This is a genomic window from Pseudoalteromonas sp. S1612 (assembly GCF_005887175.1).
Classification (GTDB): Bacteria; Pseudomonadota; Gammaproteobacteria; order Enterobacterales; family Alteromonadaceae; genus Pseudoalteromonas; species Pseudoalteromonas undina.
Genome location: NZ_PNDH01000041.1, coordinates 35,605 through 59,637, shown reverse-complemented (window position 1 = coordinate 59,637; position 24,033 = coordinate 35,605). Strand labels below are relative to the sequence as shown.

Below are 24,033 nucleotides of genomic sequence, written 5' to 3'. Positions count from 1 at the left end.
GTCTGTAGGGATTTGCGGATTAATATTTGTTCAAACTAGGGGCGATTTAATCGCGGCGCGAGGTTTGTAACCTAGTGGGCTAAGTCAAAACCGAGCAACAAAGAGTAAATTGCCCCTAGACAGAACCCGAAGGGCAGCGCCTGTTTGGCATTAATGCTGCGTTATCGCCTATTTATGGGGAACAACCACACCACATAGGCTCTGCCTTGCCTTAATACCAAAAAGACGGCTGCAAATCTAATCTTGAAAGGCCAACAGACCCTTTAACATTTCATTCTATTAGCTTTTGCCTTACACTAAAGCCAAATAACAGTAATAGGATAAGAGTATTGGCAAGTTTAACTGGGGTAAATAAAAGCTTAATAATTTTTGCCGCTTTGGTCATTGTGCTAGCGGGTATTAAAGCCGCAAGCGCTATTGTTATTCCGTTTATTTTGGCAGCATTTATAGCCATAATTTGTAGCCCACTTATTAACTTTTTTGCTCGTTACCGTATTCCAAAAGGCATAGCGGTAGTGCTTGTGGTGCTTATTATTATGGGCTTAGGGGTTAGCTTAGGCGGTTTAGTAGGGCAGTCGGTTAACGATTTTTCAAAACAGTTACCTGAATATAAAGCACAATTAAAAGAAGAATTTGTATGGTTGGTTGATGTGGCCTCGCAATACAATATCTTAATTAATAAAGAACAAATTTTGTCTATGTTTGACCCTGGCAAAATGGTTGATGTTGCCACCAATATGCTAACGGGTTTAGGTAGCGTAATGGCCAATATGTTTTTAATTATTTTAACGGTTGTTTTTATGCTGTTTGAAGGGCCGATACTTGGCAAAAAAATTCATTTAGCACTGGACGATCCCGACAGCAAAATCAAGCAAATTGACCGTTTTTTAGACTCTATTAACTCTTATTTAGCCATTAAAACCTTAGTGAGTTTAGCCACTGGTGTAATTGCTGGTTTTTACCTGTGGATATTAGACGTTGATTATTTTGTACTATGGGGCGTATTGGCATTTATGCTTAATTACATTCCTAACATTGGTTCAATCATTGCGGCTGTGCCTGCACTGTTACTGGCGCTTATTACGCAAGGCCCATTAGTGGCAGGGCTCGTCGGCGCGGGTTATTTAACCATTAATACCGTAATGGGTAATATTGTAGAGCCGAAATACATGGGTAAAGGCCTCGGGCTTTCTACCTTAGTGGTGTTTTTATCGTTAATATTTTGGGGCTGGTTATTAGGCTCTGTAGGTATGTTGTTGTCAGTGCCGTTAACCATGATTGTAAAAATAGCGCTAGAAGCCAGTGACGAAGGGCGTTGGTTAGCCACTATGCTTGGCACAGGTGAAGAAACCGTTATCAAATCAGAAGACTAATACCTTACAAAGGCGTGCCTACATAGCACGCCTTTTAAAAAGCTAAGCATCCATTAAATTAGCTAAGGCGCTATCTACAGCGTTTATAGCCCCCTCTAAATAGCCTGCCTCATGCTTTGCAAACTCACTCCCTACAAAATACACTTGTAACTGTTTGAGCTGCTCACTAAGACCTGAAAAATTGAATTTTGGATGCTGCGAAACACCCATTTGGTCATCTTTGTTGGCAATAAATTCATCCTCAGCCCAATCCTTTATAATGCAGCTCGTCGCTGTATAGGCTTGCTCACCGTAAAAATAGCTGAGCTGTTCAAGGCAAGCCTGAGTTAATTGTTCTCTGGTCACTTTACTGCGCTGCAAGTAAGGCACGCCAATAAAGCCAAACAAAGCAGGGTGAGAATGCCCACTTGCTGACGCATCATGAACTTCTACCAATGGGCCTACTCGGCTAAAACATTGTCCCGATAAATTTTTATCTCGCCAAAAAGCGTGCTCAAAAGTGGCAATAAACTTTGCTTGGCCAGCCATCCATGTAGGCACCGACGCTAAACGCTGTGTTAAAACATTATCGGCCCATAAATGCGGGGTTAAATGTTGACTGATCATTCTAGGGGGTAACGCTAATAATAACTGATGGCAAGTATAGTGTTGTGTACTCCCTTGGTAACTAGCGCTTATATGCCAGCCATCGGAGAGCTTTTTTACTTCGCTAACAGCGTGCTCTAGTTTAACTGTGTTTGGCTCAAGTTGCTGATAAAGCGCATTGATAATCTCGTCCATGCCGATTTGTATTCTAAATAACTGCATTTCGCCAGCCCCTGCAATTTGCTGTGCAGGAGCGATTTGTGATGCTTGATACAGCACATCGCCTTGGGTGTATTGCTCAAACACAGGGATGTTTAAAGCAGCAACTAATTGTTGAATATTAGGCTGGTGCGGAAATATCCATGTTGGGCCTAAATCGTGGCCAATAGTGTTGTTGGTCGGTAAATAATGAGACGCAATTCTACCGCCCAAACTGGCTTTGGCCTCTAATAATAAAAACGGAATATCACGTTTTTTAAGGTTGTAAGCAGCATATAAGCCCGCTAAGCCACCACCAATAATAACCACAGGTTTATGCATTTTAAATCACTTTAGCTAAATCAATCTACTGGTAGGTAGTTTGTGGTTTTTGTGCAATTTTGTCAAAACGTTTTATGGACTAAGTGAATAAGCGGAGTGCGCCTCTATATTCAGGAAAATGAGCCAAGCGGGAACAGAGTGCTAATTAACTACGCTTTAAAATAATAAAAACTTAATGATAGTAATATGTTAGCGAATTTTTTAAAACTATATAACAAAAAATGAATGCTGCTTTGGTAGAGATATACACGAATCGTGCAGTATAAAATTGTTAGCTGCTTTTGGAAAGAATCATGGATGTAATAGATATAAAAACATTTATCCCAAGTAAGGATTTCGAAATTTCAAAGTCTTTCTACTCGGAAATTGGATTCAAATCAGAATACGTAACCTATGATCTCACACTTTTTGAAAACGGTGATTGTCTTTTCTTTTTGCAGCGCTTTTACAATGAAGATTTGGCCAAAAATTTTATGTTGCAAATCTGCGTTTCAAACATCTATGAAGCGTATGAGTTATGCTCTAAATCCGAACACAAAACAAAGATTACCCCAATCAGACATGAAGCTTGAGGTAAGGTCTTTTATTTATTAGGGCCAGTGGGTGAACTGTTGCATATCACGAAGCTGGGCAGCTAACAAAACGCTGTTGGGGCTCCCTTTGGTCGCTGGCCGTTAACACGTGGGTTGACTCGCTTCGCTCGGATTTTAGCCCACGAGCTTATTATTCAATAAAAGTAATGTAGACACCCATTTTAAAGCACAAAATAGAAAACACCCTTTGAAGGTGTTGATATTTTATAGACTTAAACAATATTTATTAAGCTTTCTATGCAGTGCGCCAAGACACTACAAACAGCAACTGTCCCCATGATCATTTTTGATGCAAATCAAATTTTAGTACAGATAGTTCTGTTTCAATGGAGATGAAGAGTGATATTAGTTTTGTTTTTTATGTTTCTATCTTTTTTTAGATGGTGTTACCTTTACTTCATCTTAGTTAAGTTAAAAAGAAATAGAGCAACAGTTATCAGGATCGATATTGTAATATTGTTGGTGCAAGTATACGTGGCAGTCTGTCTTGAAAACTCGACTTATTTTTTATCGGGCGCTGGGTTTGCTTTTGTTCTCATCGCAACGGTTGAAAGTATGATGCTAAGAAAAAAATCATCAGAATAGTAGCAAGATCGTTCCTAATTTTTTAAGAAGCTGAATTAATTCCACTTAAGCCTCAGACCACTATGGCAATACTTAAACATAGTATGGTTAGAAGTAATTAAATTTCCGCACTTGTTCTGGTAACTTAAAACGACACTGATACCACTAAAGTTAATCAAGGAAATTAAACTATAAAACTTTTTAAAAGATAAAAATGACAGCACTAGTTTATTGGCGAGAATGATTGATAGAGTTTGTGTCTGAAAGTAATATTTTAGAATAAATATTGAACAAAAGAGTAAAGTTTCTACATGTTTTGCTAAAAGCAGTATTCGTTAATAGGATTTTATTAAAATGAGTGAGGGAATATACATTCAGTTAGTTGCTATTCTAGCAGCTTTAGGCTGGACCTTTTTACAGGTTTGTTGCCTGTTTATCGCTACACAATGTGTTTTTGGAATTGTGAATTTGGGATCTAATAGCTCAAGTATTCGTGAGAAAATATTACTGCATGCTGTTTCGGGAGCTTTTTACTCTTTGTTTATACTGCCATTTATTTCGTTAGTGATGTTTTACTTTGCCACGTTCAATATTCAAGGCTGGTATGAACTCAAACCGTCAATTTGGGTGTTTGCAACTTGGTGCGGCGGATTGTTTATGTTCTTTTTTTTCATATCCTTAACGGAATGGTTTGTGCGATCTAGTAAAAATAAACAAAAGAAACGTATGAATAACGATAATTAATATTAAATCAGCCCTTAATTTTGTACCTTCAAATGCTTTATAAGTGGGTTTTATTCAGTATTAATTATATGTAGTGCCTAAGCGCATTCTTATCAAAGTTTATCAGTTGTTTATGCTTTTGCTGCTATCTTTATTTATTACCAGTTCAAATCGCAAATAATATAAACAAGAATAAGGGCAAAAAACTAAAATGACTCAAAATAATAAAATTAACTATATTGAAATTCCTGCACAAAATATTGCAGCTACTAAGGCCTTTTTTAGTGACGTGTTTGGCTGGTCATTTGTAGATTATGGCCCAGAATACTGTAGCTTTGTCGCACAAGGGGTTGATGGTGGTTTCTTTAAATCTGACTTGGTTGTTGCAACTAAAAACGGAAGCCCGTTAATTGTGTTATACAGTAATGACCTTGAAGCGGCTCAAAATAAAATTGAGCAAGCTGGAGGCAAAATAATTAAGCCTACATTTTCATTTCCAGGTGGTAGACGATTTCACTTTAGCGACCCAAATGGAAATGAATTTGCGGTATGGTCAGAGTAGTCACACGCAAACTATATAAATACAAAAATGCAGCCTTTAAGGCTGCACTTCTAAAACACTAACCACTAAATTAGCAAGCTTCAACACATAATGTTTAATTAGGAGCTGGTTAAAGCCCCATTTTAAGCTGCTGAATGAATTGCTCTATCATTGCTATTTCACACTCTTTATAAGTTACTACAGCTTCTGGTGAATTAGGCTGTTTTAACATATAACGCCACTGGCAACTTTTTTGAATGTACTTGTCTTTGGCGTTAAGGCTTTGCTTAAACAATGATAAAATGTAGGTGTTACCAGTTTCACTTTCTAATTCGGCCAGTTCAAAGGTACGCTTTTGGATCCAGCTATCTTGTTGCTGTTGCACTTTATTTAATTTGGCGTCTAAACATTGTGTGTAATCTTTAATTTGCTCGGGTAGGGCATTGTTTCGCAATGTACACTCTTGCACTGCAGCCATACTTTGCTGCGCCCATAAAAATAAAAGGCTTAAGCTAAAACAAAAGATGTAGTTACTTTTTTTCATGGTAATTAAACTCGAGAATAAATTTTGCACCGCCTAAACGTTGCGACTGAGATATAGTTAACAGCCCGTGATACGACTTAACCAAGTCAGATACAATAGCCATACCAACACCGTGGCCGCTTTCGTAGGTATCTAGGCGCGTACCGCGTTGTAACAATGATTCGCGTTTATCTGGCTTAATGCCCGGGCCGTCATCACAAATACTTATACTGAGCGTTTTAGCTTGTGAAACGTTAATACTGACTTGGGAGCGACAGGCTTTACAGGCATTATCTATTAAGTTGCCTAATAACTCCATTAAATCGGTTTTATCACCTAAAAAGTAATCTTTATCGTTCACTTGGCAGTTAAATATAATGTCTTTATCGCGGTATACTTTACTCATTGCACTTAAAATAGAATCGATAACCGGCTTGATGGGGGTTTGTTTTTTCCATGTATCGGAAGCACCTGTGGCGGCACGTTTTAATTGGTGCTCGATCATCACATTAATTCTGTCGAGTTGTTCTTGTGCATCTGCATCGTTAGCTAATGGGCTTGATTTTAAAACAGCTAACGGCGTTTTAAGTGCATGGGCTAAATCGCTAAGAGAGGCGCGGTATCGTTCTTTTTGACGTTGCTGCGACTCTAACAGTAAATTTAGGTCAGCTTTAATCGTTTGCAGTTCAACGGGGTATAAGCCTTTAATTTCTTGAATATCGCCTGATTCAATGGCTTTTATTTCTTTATCTAAACGCTGCAGAGGTCGTGCACTCCAAATAAAACCAATGGCCATTAATCCTGCAATGGCAATTCCCATTATAAACATCCAATCAACTAGGGTCTGTTTAAAGCCGTCCATTAAACGCAGTAGGGCGTCGTTACGTTTTAATAAAATAAAGCGTGCTTGCTCTGATTGGTCAATATTATTCAGTATTACCGTTAAACTTAATTGCCAATAGGCAGTGTTGTTATACACCACACGTCTAAAGTCGGCAGCGCCTGCTTTGGGCTCTATATATTGGGGAACAAAGTTAACGTTAACCGCCGACTCAGAATGCCAAATAGGCACGTCGTCACGGTATATCATGGCGTAGGTGTCTGAGTTTAAATTGTTGAGTTCGGGGGTTAATATAGAGCTGGGCATAATAATGCCGCGCTCAGTAAAATCAACTTCGGAAATAAGTGAATACAGGTGTGCTTCGAGGTTTTTTTCGGTGGCATCAACAAGTGACTCATAATACGCTTTACCTATGGAGTAAAACAAAATGGGTAGGGCGACTAACAAAACAAAGACAAGGATAAATCCTTGCCTTATTTTTAACGAAACTTGCGGTCCTACCACTGGCTTTTAAGCCTGTAACCACGCCCACGCAGTGTTTCTACTGGGTTAAGCACGCCATCTGGGTCGAGTTTTTTACGTAAACGTAGTACAAACACTTCAATTACATTCGAATCAAGGTCAAAGTCTTGGTCGTAAATATGCTCTGTAAGCTCAGACTTTGAAATTACTTTTTGTGGGTTAACCATTAAGTATTCGAGTACTTTGTACTCATACGCAGTTAAGCTCAATTCTTTGTCGTTTACCCATACTTGTTGTGAACGCGTATGAATTTTAATAGGGCCGGCTGTCATTTCTGGATTTGCTTTACCTGCACTACGACGAATAAGCGCATTACAACGAGCAATCAGTTCTTCAACATGAAATGGTTTAGTTAGGTAGTCGTCAGCACCGGCATCTAAGCCTTCTACTTTGTCTTGCCAGCGATCGCGCGCGGTTAAAATCAAAATAGGAATAGTCACCCCTTGGGCGCGCGCTTTATTTATTAGCTCAATACCGTCTATTTTAGGTAGGCCTAAATCAACTACAGCCATATCTAAAGGGTATTCAGTGATGTGAAAAAGGCCAGCTTCACCGTCATGACATAAATCAACACTGTAACGCTCTTTTTCTAATGCATTGCGCAGGTTGTCTGCCAAATGTAAATCATCTTCTATTACTAAAATTCGCATTGGTTAATCCTTTTTCACTTCGCCAGTTTTCTTGTTTATTTTCAAATCGACGACGTGGCCGTCAGCTTTTAAAATTCGTACAGTAAAAAAAAGTGTTTCTTCAGAAATCTTTAACGTTGTACCGTCTGTAGTTTGTTTTGCAAGTATTACTGCTTTTTTTTTGCTTACCTCAACTTTATCGGTTTTGCTTTTGGTATTGCTTGCGTGGGCAAAATTAGCCAAACACACTACCGCGATTAAATTGAGTATTAATAATACACGCATTACGGAACTCCTAGAACAGACCTGCTTAGCTTAAAAACTAAGCCACTAAAACTTTAATACCTTGCGGTGTATTTAAGTTTTTATTAAGCAAAGTTTAATTAAAAATGAGTGAACAAACCCTGAATTGCTGGTTGCAGTTAAACAGGGTAGTCACAGTTTAATTAAGCAGGGAACACTTTTTTAAATGGTTTAACAATAGAGTTTTCATATACGCCACCGGCAACATAAGGATCATCTGCCGCCCATTCTCTGGCGTCTTCTAAAGAATTAAATTGAGCAATCACTAAAGAACCCGTAAAGCCTGCATCTTGAGGGTCGTCACTATCAATGGCTGGAAGTGGACCTGCGGTTAATAGTCTGCCTTCGTCTTCTAACGTTTGTAAGCGCGCTAAATGAGCTGGGCGTGCCGCTTTACGGTGCTCTAAACTATTTTGGACGTCTGTTGAATAAATCATATACAACATAAAAATACTCTCAAAACTTGTTAAATTTAATTAACTGCATACTAGCATAGCGTTGATAAATGGTGAATTAAAAGTGTTTATGGCGATGTTTACAGCAAGAATGTTTTTTTACACGGTAATTGCTTGAAAAGCGTTGCGTAACACTGGTAGAGTCCCTTGGATAAGATAAATAATAACAAGGTTATTACATGAGTGAAAATAGAGAGCACTTTAGCTCCCGCTTAGGATTTATATTGGCAGCGGCAGGCTCTGCTGTGGGTATTGGTAACTTAGTAGGCTTTCCAGTTTCTGCGACTAAGAATGGCGGTGGTGCATTTTTGCTCGTCTATGCTTTGTTTGTCGCATTCATTTGTTTACCTGTAATGATGGCCGAAATGGCCATGGGTCGTCATGCACAAAAAGACCCGCTAGGTGCATACAAAAAATTAGCTAATAACGACAAAAAATGGAAATTTGCTGGCTTTTTAGCGGTATTAACGCCATTTATGATTGCTGTTTTTTATATGGTGATCACGGTGTGGATTTTTGGTTACTTGAGCCAAACCGCGCTGGGTAATTTAGATATGCTGGCAAACCCTGGACACTTTGGTGAGTTTATAAATAGCTATACCGTGTTTGGTTATATGGCGCTGGTAGTAGTTATTGTTAACCTAATTTTGGTCGGTGGCGTAAAAGACGGCATAGAAAAAGCAGCTAAATTTTTAATGCCAGCTTTATTTGTCATGCTTATTATATTGGTGGGTTACGTACTCACTCTTGATAACGCCATGGCCGGTGTTAAGTACTATATTATCCCTGATTTTAGTAAAATGAATGCCAGCGTGCTGAATGGCGCATTGAGCCAAGCGTTTTTCTCATTGTCGTTAGGTATGGGTATTTTAATTACCTATGCATCTTATATCTCGAAAAAAGATGACATTGTAGGCAGTGCTAAAATGGTCGCTATTACCGACTCACTGGTTGCGTTTGTAGCAGGCTTAATGGTGTTACCGGCTATTTTTAGCTTTGACCCAAATACCGATCCGGCTAAGTTATCTGACTCGTCAGTTTCAATGATTTTTGTCTACCTTCCAAAAATTTTATTAGCGCTACAAAATGATATTGGTTACTTTGGCGCATCAGCCGTGGCATTTATTTTCTTCTTATTGGTATTTTTTGCTGCTATCACATCACTGGTATCTATTGTTGAAGTACCAACAGCAACACTAAGCGATCGTAAAGGCATTAGCCGTAAAAAAGCGCTGGGCATACTCACTTTATCAACCGGTATATTAACTATTTTGTGTATTATGTCGTTTGGTATGATTGACAGCCTAACAACTTTTACTAGCTACGGTAGTGGTAATAAGAGCTTTTTTGATGTTGTTTATGACGTATTTTACGACACAATATTGCCTTTAAATGGTTTAATGGTGTGTTTGTTTGTAATGTATAAATGGAAAAAAGTTCGCTTAAGCGAAGAGCTAAGACAAGGCTCTCCTAATTATGCTAATAGCTTTATGGAAAAGTACGTTAACTTTTCACTGCAAACCTTTATTCCAGCGATATTATTAATCATTTTTGTAAATACCGTTGCAACGAAGTTTTTTGATATCAGTATTTTTGGTTTTTAATTTAAACTAAATCTAAATAAGCCGCGCCTGTCGCGGCTTTTTTATTGCTGTTTGTTAATTCAGTGCACCAGAGTCTAAATAGTCACCCATCCCTAGGGTAAACATCCATATGCCCCATAAGCTGTGCTCAAGAACACAGGCAAAGGTTGAGCGGCTTTGTGCGTAGGTATATGCAAATAGTAATCCGCCTATAAATGCTAAACTTACTGCAACCCAATTAGCGTAAACAATATGTGCCAGTGCAAATACACTCGCACTGACAATAATGCGCAGCCATTTACTGGGCATAATGCGCTTATAACGATGAAAAAAGTAGGTTCTAAATATTAATTCTTGCGGGATCACCGACAATAAAGGGTAGAGCAGTAATAGCATTAGCCAGTCGGTGAGATTTTCACGAGGTAAAGTAAACCAGTGTCCTTGGTAAAGTAAGTTGTAAAATACCCCCGAAAATAACGCGCCAATAAAGAAAAAGCTAAACATGCGGCGCTTCACAGCAGAAAATTGCCCCAAGCTAGTTAATCTAAAACGTTTAAAGTGGCTGTCGTTTAATAACAACATACAGCACACACTCATGAGGATGATCAGTGCTGGAATAAGCCAATTAGATAAATATTGGCGAACATTAAAGCCAATTAAAGGCAGAATGATAAAAATAAAAGTAAATTCAAACCAGCGGTATTGATTAGCGTTCACGTTTGCTCACGGTGATTTTTATTTCACCTTAGCAAACGATTAAGTCATCTTTATGACTATAAAACAGTCAAGCTGATTATATTTAAACCCAATGAGTCTTACTAAGGCACTTGGTTCCCAGTTAAGGTTGACTTACCCCCTTGCAACCCTTAGCCTGCCTGCTTTTATTTTTACATCATTGTATTGCCACGTTAATAGGTTTAAGCCTAGGCGTGTATTTAGGAGCAAAAAATGAATAAAGCAGAATTGGTTTCAGCTATTGCGGATGCGAGTGAATTAACAAAAAAAGACGCACAAGCTGCGTTAACCAGCTTACAAAAAGTGATTACAAAGTCGCTGTCTGAAGGCGATCAGGTACAAATTTCAGGCTTTGGTACTTTTGCACTTAGTTACTACCCAGCGCGTACTGGTCGTAATCCACAAACTGGTGCAGCGATTGAAATACAAGGGGCTAATAAAGCCGTATTTAAACCAGCAAAAGCGTTAAAAGAGCGCCTTTAATGTATAACTTTAGTGCCTGTAAGTTCGCTTCTTCCCCAAAAGCCACTATTTAGCTTACAGGCTCTTTGCTTTATTACTTTTGCCTGTAGTATCTGCAATCAGTGTAAATAATTTACATTGCTGGCTTATTCATATTTATAAAATCTTATTATATTCAGCGTGTTATGTTTTGTATGTGATATGCAAATACGGTTATGTATTGAATAAAATAAGGAGTATTTAATGAGTAACTTACATAACAGTAATCGTTTAAAAGGTAAAAAAATTGCCATTTTAGCCACTGATGGGTTTGAGCAAAGCGAGTTACTCTCGCCACAGGCTGCATTACTTGAGGCGGGCGCCGATATAGATGTTGTTTCTATTAAAGAAGGGCAGATCACCGCATGGGATGAAGACAAGTGGGGTGAAAAAGTTGCTGTTGATAAATTAGCAGCCAATGCAAATGCCGGTGATTACGATGCGCTTTTACTGCCTGGTGGCTTGTTTAATCCCGATAGCTTACGCCAAGACTCGGATGCTAAGGCATTTGTAGATGGTTTTTTTGGAGCAAAGAAAAACAAACCCGTTGCCGCTATTTGCCATGCGCCGTGGTTACTCGCAGAGATTAACAAGCTCAGAGACAAAAAGGTTACTTCATATCCCAGTATTAAAAGTGATTTAATTAATGCCGGTGCTAACTGGGTCGACCAAGAGGTTTGTGTTGATCAAGGCTTAGTGACTAGTCGCAGCCCTGCAGATTTAGACGCGTTTAATGCTAAGTTTATAGAAGAGATTCTTGAGGGTAAGCATCAAGCCCATTAAGTTTGCAGTTTAAATAAAAAAGGGCATGTTACATGCCCTTTTTTAGTGATTAAAAACGCCGTTGATTAAAGCGCTGTTGCGGCTTTCATCTCACTTACAAATGTTTTTAATTGTGTGGTCATTGCATTTAAATCATTTAGGTTTGCTTCAATGATTTTTACTACTGCAGAGCCTGAAATAGCACCCGCAGCACCGGCTTTAAGCGCGGCTTTTACATCATCAGGTGTTGAAATACCAAAGCCTAATAACGCAGGCGCACTGTGGTACTCTTGTAAGCGCGAAACCACGTGTGTTGCAGGCATTTGTGCTTTAGTATCGGTGCCTGTTACCCCTGCACGAGATAGTAAGTAAGTGTAACCGCGACCGTACGATGCGCACTCACGCAACGTATCGTCACTGGCGTTCGGCGTAGCGATAAATATCGGGTCAATATCGTTTGCCATGGCGGCTTTTCTAAACATTTTAGACTCGTGTAATGGCACATCAGCCACTAAAATAGAGTCAACGCCTACTGCTTTTGCATCAGTGTAAAACTTTTCTAAGCCACGTTTAAAGATTAAGTTTGAATACAGTAATAAACCAATTGGGATGTCGGCATTGTACTGGCGTATTTCTTTAATAATATCAAAACAATCTTGTGTATTAATGTGCTCATCTAAAGCACGAATATTGGCCTTTTGAATAACAGGGCCGTCGGCAATCGGATCTGAAAACGGAATACCTAGCTCTAGTCCATCTGCGCCGCCATCGATTAAGCTTTTAATAATTTCAATGCTTTGCGATTTCCCCGGATCGCCAATAGTAACAAATGGTACAAACGCGCCTTGGTTTTGCTCTTTTAGTGCAGCAAACATTTGTCCGTAACGGTCAGTTTTTACTTGGCTCATAATTGACCTTCCTCTGATAATACCTTGTGTACGTGGGCTAAATCTTTATCGCCACGGCCACTTAAATTAACCACTAAAATGCTTTCTTCTTGCAACTCTTCCGCATATTTAAGTGCATATGCAATGGCATGACTTGATTCTAGTGCCGGAATAATACCTTCGTGTTTTGCCAGTGCTTGAAACGCATCAAGAGCTTCGGTATCGCTAATGCCTACATATTGAGCTCGACCAGTTTCGTGTAAAAATGCATGTTGTGGCCCTACAGCAGGGTAATCTAATCCCGCCGAAACAGAGTAAGACTCTTCAATTTGGCCATCGTCATTTTGCATAATGTAGGTATAAGTGCCGTGTAAAATACCTTTAGTGCCTTTGCAGATTGTTGCGCCGTGCTCGTGGGTATCAAGGCCTTTACCTGCTGGTTCTACACCAATTAATTTAACACCCGGCTCGTCAATAAAATCAGTAAACATACCAATGGCATTGGAGCCACCACCTACACAAGCTAAAACCGCATCAGGTAGTCGACCTTCCGCTTTAAGAATTTGCTGTTTAGCTTCCTCGCCAATAATTTTTTGATACTCACGTACAATTGTTGGAAAAGGATGAGGGCCCGCAGCCGTACCTAGTAAGTAATGCGCCTCTTGATAGTTTGCTGACCAATCACGCAGAGCTTCGTTAACCGCATCTTTTAATGTGCCCGAACCTGCGGTAACTGGAATAACTTCAGCGCCCATAAGTTTCATTCTAAATACATTAGGCTGTTGGCGTTCAACGTCTTTTGCACCCATGTAAATACGACATTTTAAGCCAAGTAATGCACACGCAAGTGCGGTGGCTACACCGTGTTGGCCTGCACCGGTTTCTGCTATAACTTCTTTTTTTCCCATGCGTTTAGTCAGTAATGCTTGACCCAACACCTGATTAGTTTTGTGTGCACCACCGTGGAGTAAATCTTCACGCTTTAAGTAAAGTTTAACTTTAGGGTTTTTAACTAAGTTGCGAGTTAACGTAAGTGGCGTAGGGCGACCTGCATACTCGTTTAAAAGCTGTGTAAATTCAGCTTGAAACTCAGGATCTTTTTGCGCTTTGTTAAATTCGCTTTCTAACTGCTTTAGCGCAGGTACGAGTAACTCGGGGACAAACATTCCGCCAAACTCGCCAAAATAAGCTGGATTTTGCATTTTAACCTCAATAGTTTCTGATGCTTGAAAAAGCATGATTTAATTTTTTTGCGCACTTTTTACCAGGAGACTGTTCTACACCTGAATTTAAATCAAGTCCTAAAGCTCCGTGATAGAGGGCATCGCTAATATTGTCTGGGTTTAAGCCGCCAGCAAGCATAAAGGGGGTCGTGGCATCACGCAGTACCAACCAATCAAATGTTTTACCTGTGCCACCCGCGTGTGAATCACTGTGGGTATCGTATAAATGGCGATCTGCGCCTGCTACGGGTTGTGGTAAAACATTTTTTATTGCCTGTGCTTTCCAAATTTGGCAATTACGTGGTAATTCACTACGTAATGACGCAATGTATTGTTCATCTTCTTGGCCATGTAATTGAACGGCTGATAATTTAAGTTGTTTAGCGTGTTCAGCCACATCAGGTATCGCAGCATTAACAAATACGCCAACAAATTTTAAAGGCGCACTTTGACTGATTTCTTTAGCACAATCTAAATCAACAAAGCGGGGGGATTTAGGGTAAAAAATCAACCCGCCATACACAGCGCCATTGCTATAGGCTGCAATAGCATCTTGATTGCGGGTTAAGCCGCACACTTTGTTCTCGCCTAATATAACGCGACGACACGCTTGTAATAAATCAGCTTCAGCCATTAATGAGCTGCCAATTAAAAAGCCATTACATAAAGGGGCTAAGCGTTTTACATCTTGATGGGTGTAAATACCTGACTCAGAAATAACCACTTTATTTTCAGGAATAAGTTTACGTAGTCGTTCTGTGGTGGCTAAGTCGGTGCTTAAATCACGCAAATCTCGATTATTAATTCCAATTATCTGTGCATTTAGTGCCAGCGCACGGTGAACTTCTTCTTCGTTACTTACCTCAGTTAATACTGACATATTTAATGAGTCGGCCACTTCATGCAGTGTTTTATATTGCTGATCGTCAAGCACAGATAGCATCAGTAAAATAGCGTCGCCGCCATATATACGTGCCATATAAACTTGGTACTCATCAATAAAAAAGTCTTTACAAATAAGCGGCTGTTGAACTTGGCTACGCACAAATTCAAGGTAATCAAAGCTGCCTTGAAAGTACTTTTCGTCAGTTAACACACTCATACAAGTGGCATACTGCTTATACGCTTGGGTGATTTCTGTTAAATCAAAAGGCTGACGAATCAACCCCTTAGAGGGCGACGCTTTTTTGCATTCTAAAATAAACTGAGTACCAGGTGCTGCCAGTGCTTTGTAAAAACTACGCTCAGTCGGTTTGGCTTGGTGTTTAAAGCTCTCTAGTGGGCGCGCCGCCTTACGCTCGATTAGTTCTATTTTTTTATCAGCAATAATTTTGTCTAATACATTAGCCATGACTTACCTCAATAATTGCATTTAATGTGTCCATGGCCTTGCCTGAACTTAATAAAGAGTGTGTTATTTGTGCACCTTGTTTTAACGACTCTGCTTGGCCGGTTAAGTACAGCAATGCGGCCACATTAACAACAATTGCGGCATTGTGTGCCTCAGTGCCTTTACCTTGTAAAATAGCAAGGCTGGCGTTTGCATTGTATTGTGGGCCTTCACCGGCTAATTGTTCAAGTGAATAGTTTGCAAGGTCAAAATCACTTGGACTGAGTGTGTACTGAGTAATTTTACCATTATTAAGCTCTACAACCTGTGTTGGGCCATGTAAGGCAATTTCGTCAGTACCAGAGCCGTGCACTATCATAGCGCGTTTAGTGCCTAGAGTATTAAGCGTTTGTGCCATTGGCAGACATAAAGACTCATCGTACACGCCAAGTAATTGCACCTCAGGAGCTGCTGGATTAGCCAGTGGCCCAAGAATATTAAAAATGGTTCGGGTTTTTAAACTGGTACGCACGTTCATCGCATGGCGCACCCCGCTGTGGTAGTGCGGTGCAAATAAAAAGGTAAAATTTGTGCTCTCTAAACAACGAGCAGCGACCTCTGGGGTCATATCGATATTGATCCCCAGTGCTTTGAGCAAGTCAGCAGACCCAGAATTACTCGACACGCTTCGATTGCCATGTTTTACCATATTAATACCTGCCGCGGCCGCCACAATCGCGGCCGTGGTACTAATATTTATAGTGTTTGAACCATCGCCACCGGTGCCACAGCTATCAGCAAGTAGCGTTTTATTAGTGGTAAAGGTAACGGCATTTTCACGCATTGAAGCGGCAGCACCGGCAATCTCATCGCTTACTTCACCTTTCATTTTAAGGCCAATAAGTAACGCAGAGAGTTCGATGTCGCTCATATTGCCTTGCATAATTTGATCAAATAGCGATTTTGCTTGCACGTAACTAAGTGACTGTTTTGTGATGATGTGCTCAATGGCGTGTTGAACATTAAGCGGGCTGTGTAATTGATTAGTCATAATGTTCCTTTTATTTGGCACGTGTTAAATAAGCAACGCTTTGCTGTAGTAGCATTGCGCCGTTGGGCGTTAAAATTGACTCTGGGTGGAATTGATAGCCCAGTGCATTGTCTTGATGATGATAAATAGCCATTGGTATATCTTGGAATTTAGCAATAACGGCTAAGTTATCAGGTACTTTTGTTGCCATTAAAGAGTGATAACGTGCTACTGGCATGGTGCTTCCCATACCGTAAAATACAGGGTGATCATTTAAATTTATAATTGATGACTTACCATGTACGGTTTCACCAGCGTGACCGATTACTCCGCCATAGCTTTGTGTTAGCGCTTGTTGGCCTAAACAAATACCTAGCATTGGAAATTGCCCCTTACACAGGTTAATTAACTCCATAAGGCAGCCTGCATCGCTAGGCGCACCAGGGCCTGGTGATAATACCAGCAGTACTTGTCCACGCTCTGCCTGCATTTTTTCGAATATGATCTCTGCACTAATGTTGTTTCGGTAAACTACTAACTCAGCACCTAGCATTGTTAGCTCATCAACAAGGTTGTAGCTAAATGAGTCAAAGTTATCTAAAAAGTAAATTTTAATAGGGTGTGCTTCACTCATTTTATACTGCCTTATACGTCGATTTAATCGCGGTGATCACCGCTTGGGCTTTAGCGCGCGTTTCGTTTGCCTCTGACATTGGATCTGAATCAAATACAACCCCAGCACCGGCCTGCACATATGCAATATTATTTTTAACAAAGGCGGCACGAATAACAATACAGCTGTCCATGGCACCGTCACCGGTTAAATAGCCAACTGCGCCACCATAGCTACCGCGACGTTTGCCTTCAGTTTTGCGTACTAATTCTGCCGCACGTACTTTGGGGGCACCCACTAAGGTACCCATATTCATACAGGCTTGATAAGCATGCAGAGCATCTAATTCGGGTTTTAATTTTCCTACTACACGTGATACTAAGTGCATTACTTGTGAGTAGCGGTCTACTTTTAATAGCTCTTTGGCATGGCGAGTACCAGGCACGCTAATACGAGCAACGTCGTTACGTGCTAAATCAACCAGCATTAAGTGCTCGGCACGTTCTTTTTGATCGTTTCTGAGCTCAAGTTCAATACGGCTATCTAAATCGGGATTAATTTGTCCATTTGCAAACTTACCCCGTGGACGAGTACCTGCAATCGGATAAACCTCAACTTGTTTAGACTTAACCTCATACTTAAGCGCAGACTCAGGGGATGCGCCAAATAATGAGAAATCTTCATCACGCATGTAAAACATGTACGGGCTTGGGTTTTGCTTTTTAAGCTGGCTATAAGCATGTAATGAGTCAGGGCACGGCAATGAGAAAGTACGAGAGGGCACCACTTGAAAAATATCGCCATCAACTATGTGTTGCTTAAGTTTAATCACTTGTTGGCAATATTGCTCATCACTAATATCAACATTTACAGGGCAGTCACCTGTTTGGCTTGGGGCACTAGAGTCTGCGGCGTGGTCGCACAATGTATTAAGGCGCTCTAATTGTTTGCCCACTTCAAAACAATTAGCGTGAACATCAGGGCCATTAAACACATTACCAATTAACTCGGTTGTTTGTTTTTGGTGATCAATAACAACCAGTGTTTCGGCTAAATAAAATACGTAGTCTGGGCAGGTGTTTTCACCGTCAGGCACATCGGATAGTTGTTCAAAGTTAGCCACCATGTCGTAGGCAAATACGCCGCCTAAAAACACTGAGAACGGATTGTCAGTGGTGCTTCTAATACTATTTAAACAAGTGCGTAGTGCACTAAAAGCGTTATCTGCAATCAGTTTGCTAGCTTGGTCAATGGTGTCATCTGCTGGGTGATACTCAAGTGTGAGTGTGGTATCGGTTAACTGTGAAGCGCAGTTTTGTACATTAGCCTGCAAATAGTTAAGTAGTTGTTGGCCGTTGTTTGATTGTGCACTGATGCTCACTTGGTTGCCTTGGCAAACAATACGCAATGCACAATCAACTAGTATTAAGCTTTTTACGCTATCTTTTGAATCTATTTCTGCAGATTCAAGCAATAGTGAGTTAGGTTTATCAAGTGCCGCATACAAGGCAAGTGGGCTACTTATGTAGTCTCGTACTTGCGTTATGCTGGTCACTTCACCTGGTGTTGTTGTTATATGACTAAAAATCAAACCTCATCCCCTAAAAAAATAAAACCCCGCAATGCTAAGCAGTGCGGGGTTTGAATAACGATGTCTAAATTATAGATAGACCATTACCGTCCCGCTATGCCAGGCGCCACCACCAATGATGTGTAAGAGTGTTTACGTTATTCATGTTTTTAATTCCTGTTAATCTTGTATTGCAAAATTTAGTGATAAAAAAACCCGCATGGTAGCGGGTTAGAATTTTTTGTTTAGACACGACAATTCATCACCCTTTGTTTTAAGAGTGCCACCACCAGATGATGTTTTGAATTGTATTTTTCATTGTTATTTATTCTTTAATGTCTAAAAGTGGCTACAGTAAAACGTATCAACTGCTTTTGTGTCAAGTGTTTATTTAAAACAATTTCGTTAAAAAACTTGTTATACTGTGTGAAACACCCTTAAACCATTAATTAAAGTAGTTTTCATTTGATAAAATACGACTTACATAGCCATACAACACACTCAGACGGACATTTAACCGTTGAGGAACTATTAGCGCGAGCAGTCGATAAAAACATTGATGTATTTGCCATTACCGATCACGATACTGTGGCCGCAATTGAGCCTGCGCAGGCTTTTATCAAACGTGAAAACTTGCCGCTTAAACTGATTAATGGGGTTGAAATATCAACCAAATGGGAGAGTTTTGAAATACATATTGTTGGGCTTAACATTGATACCAATGATCGCACTTTGAATACATTACTTAGCGAGCAACAGCAAAAGCGCGAAACCCGTGCAATTGAAATAGGCCATCGATTAACTAAAAATGGCTTTGAGGGTATTTATCAACAAGCCCGCGATCTGGCTGAAAATGCGCAAATTACTCGCGCTCACTTTGCCAGAGCTTTAATTGAGCGAGGTGTGGCTAAAAACTTTCCTGGGGTATTTAAAAAGTACTTAGGGCGAGGAAAAACCGGTTACGTACCGAGTAACTGGTGTGATATGCAAACGGCAATTTCAGCGATTCATGCCGCCGGTGGGGTGGCTGTTTTGGCGCACCCAAGTAGCTATAAAATGTCGAATAAGTGGTTGCGTAAACTACTCGTAGAGTTTAAATCAGTGGGCGGTGATGCAATGGAAGTTGCCCAACCGCAACAGGCCCCGAGTGAGCGTCAGTTTTTAGGCTTATTGAGTCAAGAATACGATTTGCTTTGCTCTCAAGGCTCTGATTTTCATTTTCCGACTAGTTATTTAGAACTTGGAAAAAATTTATACTTACCTAAAGATTGCCAAGGGGTTTGGCAAACATGGGAAAAGCACGAAGGAGTTGCATTATGAGTCAATTATTTCATATACATCCGGATAACCCACAGCCTAGACTAATTTCTCAAGCTGTTGATATTATTAAACAGGGCGGCGTAGTTGTGTACCCAACAGATTCGGGATATGCGATTGGCTGTAATTTAGGTAACAAACAAGCAAAAGAGCGCATAGAGCGTATTCGTGGTATTGAAAAACACCATAATTTTACTTTAGTGTGCCGCGATTTATCTGAGCTTTCTACTTATGCTCGCGTAGATAACCAAATGTTTAGGCTGATCAAAAATAATACCCCTGGGCCTTATACGTTTATTTTTAAAGGCACAAAAGAGGTACCTAAACGCTTATTAAACGATAAGAAAAAAACCATAGGTATTCGTGTTATTGAACACCCAATTGCTTGTGCTTTACTTGCTGAATTGGGGGAGCCATTAATGTCATGCTCACTTATTTTACCGGGTGATGAATACACGCAAGCGGACCCCGATGACATTTTGGATCGTCTAGATAAGCATGTCGATTTAATTATTCATGGCGGATACCTCACAGAGCAAGCAACCACGGTAATTGATTTATCAGAGGACGATATTCAAATTTTACGTGTAGGCTGCGGTGATACGGCTCCATTTGAATAACAATGAAAAAGCCTGACACGGTTTCGTTAACACCTACAGATATGCCAGTGCAGCAAAAGCTGCCACTGGCATTTTTGCATGGGAAAGCCGTTGTTGAAAAGCCTGAAGATTTATATATTCCGCCTGATGCGCTTGAAGTTATTTTAGAAACCTTTGAAGGCCCGTTAGATCTGTTGCTTTATTTAATTAAAAAGCACAAGTTAGATGTTCTCGAATTATCTATATTTAGCATTACTGAGCAGTATGTAAAATATGTAGAAATGATGAGTGAGTTTCAGTTAGAACTCGCCGGCGAATATCTCGTAATGGCAGCATTGCTGGCGCAGATTAAGTCGCGGTTGTTACTGCCAGTGCATGAGGAATTAGAAGAAGAGGAAGATCCCCGCGCCGAACTTATAAAACGTTTACAAGAGTACGAACAATTTAAAAAAGCGGCCGAAAATATCGATTCTTTGCCCCGCGTTGGTCGCGATATATTTATCGCCAATGCAACTTTCCCAGAGTTAGAAGAAAAAAACCAACCCTTACCTGAACTGGCAATCAAAGATCTATTGTTAGCGCTAAGCGACGTAATGGCGCGTGCTAAAACATTTGAGCATCATTTAATTAGTGCAGAAACCCTGTCAACTCGTGAACGTATGAGTTTAATTTTACACACACTATCCCAAGCAAAAGCACCTGTTGCGTTTACCCAACTGTTCACCTTTGAAGAGGGCCGCAGTGGAGTTGTTGTTAGTTTTATCGCCATGTTAGAACTAATCAAAGAGGGTTTAATTGCTTGCTTACAAGTTGAGTCTGATAGCCAAATATATGTATCTCTTAATCAGGCTGCCGAAAGTTAACCTCCCATAAAGTTTTTTGCAATTATACTAAATTAATAGACTTTACTGTGCGTATACGCACGATAAGTGTTTGCATATGCTATTTTAATCGCCACTCATCCATTATATCGTAGTGTTATTACTAGATTAGAGATTGGCGATAAGCAATGTTTAAAAACTCAAAAACCGGTTATGGCCTGATGGCTATATTTTTACACTGGTTAATGGCGTTGACTGTCTTTGGTTTGTTTGGTTTAGGCTTATACATGGTTGAGCTAACTTACTATGATAGCTGGTATAAAGGCTCATTAGATTTGCATAAAAGCATAGGGCTGAGTTTAGCGGCTGTATTTGTTTTTAGACTGTTATGGCGTCGATTTAATGTAAAACCTAGCCCTATTGGGACCAACACTCAATTAAATCAGCTGGTCCAAACCGCACATATTTTAATGTATCTGTTTTTAGTGATTATTATGGTGTCTGGGTATCTAATCTCTACTGCTGATGGGCGACCAATCGAAGTGTTTGGCTTGTTTTATGTCAAAGCCATCGACTTTACCTTTGATTCTCAGGCAGATATAGCAGGGCAGATCCATTATTACAGCGCATGCTTACTGATTGGGTTTGTGGTGCTGCATATTTTAGGTGCGTTAAAACACCACTTTATAGATAAAGATAAAACATTAATTAGAATGATCAAATTACAAAAGGAAGCTTAAAATGAAAAAGTTACTATTAACTTCAGCGTTATCAGCAGCGATGTTTATGACAGCTACCCATGCTAGTGCTGCAGACTATGTTATTGATACCAAGGGAGCACATGCCTTTGTTAATTTTAAAATTAAACATTTAGGTTACAGCTGGTTGCACGGGCGTTTTAACACCTTTGATGGGCAGTTTAACTACGACCCTAAAAATCCAAACGCATCTCAAATTAGTGTAAATATCGACACAGCAAGCCTAGATTCAAACCATGCTGAACGCGATAAACACTTACGCGGTGGTGACTTTTTAAACGTAAGCAAATACCCACAGGCTAGCTTTAAAAGTACAGCAATTAAGTTTGATCAAGACGGTGAAGAAGCCACAGTAACCGGTGAGTTTACCCTTCATGGTATTACTAAAACAATTAGTTTTGAAATTGATAAGATTGGAGAAGGTAAAGATCCATGGGGTGGTTACCGTGTTGGTTTTGAAGGTGAAACCAGCTTAAAACTAGCCGATTACGGTATTGATTACGATTTAGGCCCAGCGTCAACACACGTTGATATTGGTTTATTTATTGAAGGTATTCGTCAATAATACCGTTTTATAGTTAAAGCTAAGCGTTATCACGCTTAGCTTTTTTATTGTAAATGCGCTTCTAATTTTGATTTTAAGTGACTTGGTAACCACCGAGTTAATACTTGTTTATAGTCTTCAGTTTGCTTAATTAGTTTGAGTTGCTGATTGAGTGTGGCAATATCTTCTGCGCCTTGCTCGTTTTTAGTACAGCCAATGTAACCGTAACTAATTTTTGGTGCCTCAGTCAGCATGCGCTGCGTTAAATTGTCACTAAACCCCATCGTTTTTGCTAAATAATAATGCTCACTGGGGTAGCCTAATAAAATATCAATTCGCTCTAAGTTAAGCATATAGGTTAATGTACTCAGGGTATCGCGAGTAGGTCTAATGACAATATTTGTATTAGGTGTGGTATTAATTATTTTATCAATTTCACTGCCGTATGAGCGATTCATCGATACACCCAAGGTGAGCTTTTTATTTACTAATAAATTAGTTAACGACACTGATTTACTGCTTTCAATACCTAGCGCAATGCTCAGCTTTTGATGCATGGCAATAGAGGGAGAAAGACCAGCTGTAGAGCTTTGATGCGTGAAATAAACACGTTCTTCTCGATATTTGTTTTTATAAAGTGATAATGCGCATGCATTTGATTGCAGGTTAGCGAGTTCCTGAATAACTTTACCAGAGGGAATAATGATACGTTCAAAGTTAATATGCGGAAGTTGTTGCTCTAACAGTGAAATAATACTTTCATCACGGCCCTGAGATTTATCCGGACCGCTTAAAATATAATAGGGCGCAAAGTCATGCGTTATCCATTTTATTGTTCTGGCATCACACTTTGTGCTTAAAAATACACAGACGAACAGTATTAACCACGAAAACCGCATTTTCACTACAACAAATAAATAAACATGGATTTAAGTGTAGTCAGTAATACACCAAAAAGTAAAATGCCAGCATAAAGCTGGCATTTTAATTTATTTATAAGTTAAACACTTATAAATAATAATTAACTGGCTTTCAGCCATTTTACAAATTGACGTGCATCACTTGCTTTTTGAAACAATGCATTTTTCAAACCTTGTGTATCGCTGAAGATTACACGATGTTTGTTAACCGAAATTGATTGCACTGGATGTGCTATTTGGATCATAGATCCGTTATATTTGTATGACATAATAAAACTCACTTTATTTTTGTTATTTATTCTGGGCTTTTTCTTAAAGCACATTACAGATGATAAATAATCTAATTGTGTTTAGCTTCATTACAGTGTTGACGATCTTTATGACACTTTTACGATGATATTAAAAATAAATCATCAAGGTATTAATAGGGGTTCTCGCCGTACAATAACTTAGCTTTTGAATATACGTTTTGCGGGGCTTACTGGATCAGGGTAAAGAGGTTAACCGCTAGGGCTTTTTATAGCCAAGCAGGGATATTACGTCACAATATTTTTCTTTGCAAGCAATTTATTAAAATACTTTGAATTGAGTGGAATTCACATATAGCCATAAATATTAATTCGTAAAGGTCAACAGACCCAAATATAT

26 protein-coding genes and 1 pseudogene are annotated in these 24,033 nt (G+C 39.6%); 12 read left to right on the top strand and 15 right to left on the bottom strand.

All coding sequences use genetic code 11. The features are described 5' to 3' along the window. The first annotated feature begins 329 nt into the window (after positions 1-329). A complete protein-coding gene (locus CWB78_RS14385) occupies positions 330-1,373 on the top strand; it encodes an AI-2E family transporter (protein ID WP_010390257.1) in 1,044 nt (347 codons plus the stop codon). A gap of 42 nt (positions 1,374-1,415) precedes the next feature. On the opposite strand, the gene CWB78_RS14380 is transcribed toward CWB78_RS14385, so the two are convergent. Next, the gene (locus CWB78_RS14380; RefSeq protein WP_138596180.1) at positions 1,416-2,498 is read right to left on the bottom strand and encodes a flavin monoamine oxidase family protein; all 1,083 of its coding nucleotides are present in this window, start codon (positions 2,496-2,498) and stop codon (positions 1,416-1,418) included. Positions 2,499-2,791: 293 nt separating this feature from the next. On the opposite strand from CWB78_RS14380, the pseudogene CWB78_RS14375 reads away from it, so the two are divergent. The 3 genes and pseudogenes from CWB78_RS14375 to CWB78_RS14365 all read left to right on the top strand — a co-directional run bounded on the left by CWB78_RS14375 (position 2,792) and on the right by CWB78_RS14365 (position 4,940). Further along, positions 2,792-3,136, top strand: a pseudogene (locus CWB78_RS14375) (VOC family protein). A gap of 873 nt (positions 3,137-4,009) precedes the next feature. Further along, positions 4,010-4,399, top strand: a complete 390-nt coding sequence (locus tag CWB78_RS14370; RefSeq protein WP_138569747.1) for a hypothetical protein — start codon at positions 4,010-4,012, stop codon at positions 4,397-4,399. Between the two features lie 190 nt (positions 4,400-4,589). After that, complete coding sequence (locus CWB78_RS14365; protein ID WP_138596178.1) at positions 4,590-4,940, top strand: VOC family protein; 351 nt, start codon at positions 4,590-4,592, stop codon at positions 4,938-4,940. Between the two features lie 109 nt (positions 4,941-5,049). Here CWB78_RS14365 and CWB78_RS14360 read toward each other — a convergent pair whose 3' ends face one another. The 5 genes from CWB78_RS14360 to CWB78_RS14340 form a co-directional block, all read right to left on the bottom strand. Further along, entirely contained in the window at positions 5,050-5,397 is a 348-nt protein-coding gene (locus tag CWB78_RS14360; protein WP_249930465.1) for a hypothetical protein, read from the bottom strand. 52 nt (positions 5,398-5,449) lie between these two features. Next, positions 5,450-6,787 carry an ATP-binding protein gene (locus tag CWB78_RS14355; protein ID WP_138596174.1) on the bottom strand — a complete coding sequence of 446 codons (1,338 nt, stop codon included), beginning with the start codon at positions 6,785-6,787 and terminating at the stop codon, positions 5,450-5,452. Further along, on the bottom strand, positions 6,781-7,455 hold the full coding sequence (locus CWB78_RS14350) for a response regulator transcription factor (protein WP_010390247.1): 675 nt from the start codon (positions 7,453-7,455) through the stop codon (positions 6,781-6,783). Before CWB78_RS14350 ends, CWB78_RS14355 begins: the two co-directional genes overlap by 7 nt. 3 nt (positions 7,456-7,458) lie before the next feature. Beyond that, entirely contained in the window at positions 7,459-7,719 is a 261-nt protein-coding gene (locus CWB78_RS14345) for a PepSY domain-containing protein (protein ID WP_075169132.1), read from the bottom strand. A 161-nt stretch (positions 7,720-7,880) separates the two neighbouring features. Further along, complete coding sequence (locus tag CWB78_RS14340; RefSeq protein WP_075169133.1) at positions 7,881-8,183, bottom strand: YciI family protein; 303 nt, start codon at positions 8,181-8,183, stop codon at positions 7,881-7,883. Between the two features lie 188 nt (positions 8,184-8,371). Between CWB78_RS14340 and CWB78_RS14335 the strand changes: the two genes are divergently transcribed. Further along, positions 8,372-9,796 (top strand): sodium-dependent transporter, encoded by a 1,425-nt coding sequence (locus tag CWB78_RS14335; protein WP_010390240.1) that lies wholly within the window; start codon positions 8,372-8,374, stop codon positions 9,794-9,796. Positions 9,797-9,850: 54 nt separating this feature from the next. Here the strand turns inward: CWB78_RS14335 and CWB78_RS14330 are convergent, their stop codons facing one another. Continuing rightward, on the bottom strand, positions 9,851-10,492 hold the full coding sequence (locus CWB78_RS14330; protein WP_075169134.1) for a CPBP family intramembrane glutamic endopeptidase: 642 nt from the start codon (positions 10,490-10,492) through the stop codon (positions 9,851-9,853). Between the two features lie 231 nt (positions 10,493-10,723). Between CWB78_RS14330 and CWB78_RS14325 the strand changes: the two genes are divergently transcribed. Next, a complete protein-coding gene (locus tag CWB78_RS14325; protein ID WP_075169135.1) occupies positions 10,724-10,993 on the top strand; it encodes an HU family DNA-binding protein in 270 nt (89 codons plus the stop codon). A gap of 222 nt (positions 10,994-11,215) precedes the next feature. After that, positions 11,216-11,794, top strand: a complete 579-nt coding sequence (locus CWB78_RS14320; protein ID WP_054201047.1) for a type 1 glutamine amidotransferase domain-containing protein — start codon at positions 11,216-11,218, stop codon at positions 11,792-11,794. A gap of 65 nt (positions 11,795-11,859) precedes the next feature. On the opposite strand, the gene trpA is transcribed toward CWB78_RS14320, so the two are convergent. From trpA to CWB78_RS14290, 6 genes are read right to left on the bottom strand one after another with little or no spacing between them, the layout of a single operon-like run. Further along, a complete protein-coding gene (gene trpA / locus CWB78_RS14315) occupies positions 11,860-12,681 on the bottom strand; it encodes a tryptophan synthase subunit alpha (RefSeq protein ID WP_075169136.1) in 822 nt (273 codons plus the stop codon). Further along, positions 12,678-13,862, bottom strand: a complete 1,185-nt coding sequence (gene trpB / locus CWB78_RS14310) for a tryptophan synthase subunit beta (protein WP_075169446.1) — start codon at positions 13,860-13,862, stop codon at positions 12,678-12,680. The genes trpA and trpB overlap by 4 nt, the downstream gene beginning before the upstream one ends. Positions 13,863-13,869: 7 nt before the next feature. After that, the gene (gene trpCF / locus CWB78_RS14305; RefSeq protein WP_075169137.1) at positions 13,870-15,234 is read right to left on the bottom strand and encodes a bifunctional indole-3-glycerol-phosphate synthase TrpC/phosphoribosylanthranilate isomerase TrpF; all 1,365 of its coding nucleotides are present in this window, start codon (positions 15,232-15,234) and stop codon (positions 13,870-13,872) included. After that, positions 15,227-16,264, bottom strand: a complete 1,038-nt coding sequence (gene trpD / locus CWB78_RS14300) for an anthranilate phosphoribosyltransferase (RefSeq protein WP_075169138.1) — start codon at positions 16,262-16,264, stop codon at positions 15,227-15,229. Before trpD ends, trpCF begins: the two co-directional genes overlap by 8 nt. Positions 16,265-16,274: 10 nt before the next feature. Further along, a complete protein-coding gene (locus tag CWB78_RS14295; RefSeq protein WP_075169139.1) occupies positions 16,275-16,877 on the bottom strand; it encodes an aminodeoxychorismate/anthranilate synthase component II in 603 nt (200 codons plus the stop codon). A gap of 1 nt (position 16,878) precedes the next feature. Beyond that, positions 16,879-18,447, bottom strand: coding sequence for an anthranilate synthase component 1 (locus CWB78_RS14290; protein ID WP_138596172.1), 1,569 nt, complete (start codon positions 18,445-18,447; stop codon positions 16,879-16,881). A gap of 444 nt (positions 18,448-18,891) precedes the next feature. Here CWB78_RS14290 and rnm point away from each other — a divergent pair, with 444 nt between their 5' ends. The 5 genes from rnm (at position 18,892) to CWB78_RS14265 (ending at position 22,486) form a co-directional block, all read left to right on the top strand. Further along, a complete protein-coding gene (gene rnm, locus CWB78_RS14285; protein WP_138596170.1) occupies positions 18,892-19,746 on the top strand; it encodes an RNase RNM in 855 nt (284 codons plus the stop codon). Continuing rightward, positions 19,743-20,363: an L-threonylcarbamoyladenylate synthase gene (locus tag CWB78_RS14280; protein ID WP_010390225.1), complete on the top strand. Its 621-nt coding sequence runs from the start codon at positions 19,743-19,745 to the stop codon at positions 20,361-20,363. The genes rnm and CWB78_RS14280 overlap by 4 nt, the downstream gene beginning before the upstream one ends. Before the next feature lie 2 nt (positions 20,364-20,365). Next, positions 20,366-21,205 (top strand): segregation and condensation protein A, encoded by an 840-nt coding sequence (locus tag CWB78_RS14275; RefSeq protein WP_138596168.1) that lies wholly within the window; start codon positions 20,366-20,368, stop codon positions 21,203-21,205. A gap of 146 nt (positions 21,206-21,351) precedes the next feature. Then, entirely contained in the window at positions 21,352-21,903 is a 552-nt protein-coding gene (locus CWB78_RS14270) for a cytochrome b (RefSeq protein ID WP_138596166.1), read from the top strand. A gap of 1 nt (position 21,904) precedes the next feature. Continuing rightward, a complete protein-coding gene (locus tag CWB78_RS14265; RefSeq protein WP_138596164.1) occupies positions 21,905-22,486 on the top strand; it encodes a YceI family protein in 582 nt (193 codons plus the stop codon). 44 nt (positions 22,487-22,530) lie between these two features. Here the strand turns inward: CWB78_RS14265 and CWB78_RS14260 are convergent, their stop codons facing one another. Continuing rightward, complete coding sequence (locus tag CWB78_RS14260) at positions 22,531-23,364, bottom strand: transporter substrate-binding domain-containing protein (protein ID WP_075169143.1); 834 nt, start codon at positions 23,362-23,364, stop codon at positions 22,531-22,533. Between the two features lie 122 nt (positions 23,365-23,486). Next, entirely contained in the window at positions 23,487-23,654 is a 168-nt protein-coding gene (locus CWB78_RS18805; protein WP_007375427.1) for a hypothetical protein, read from the bottom strand. Between the last annotated feature and the right edge of the window lie 379 nt (positions 23,655-24,033).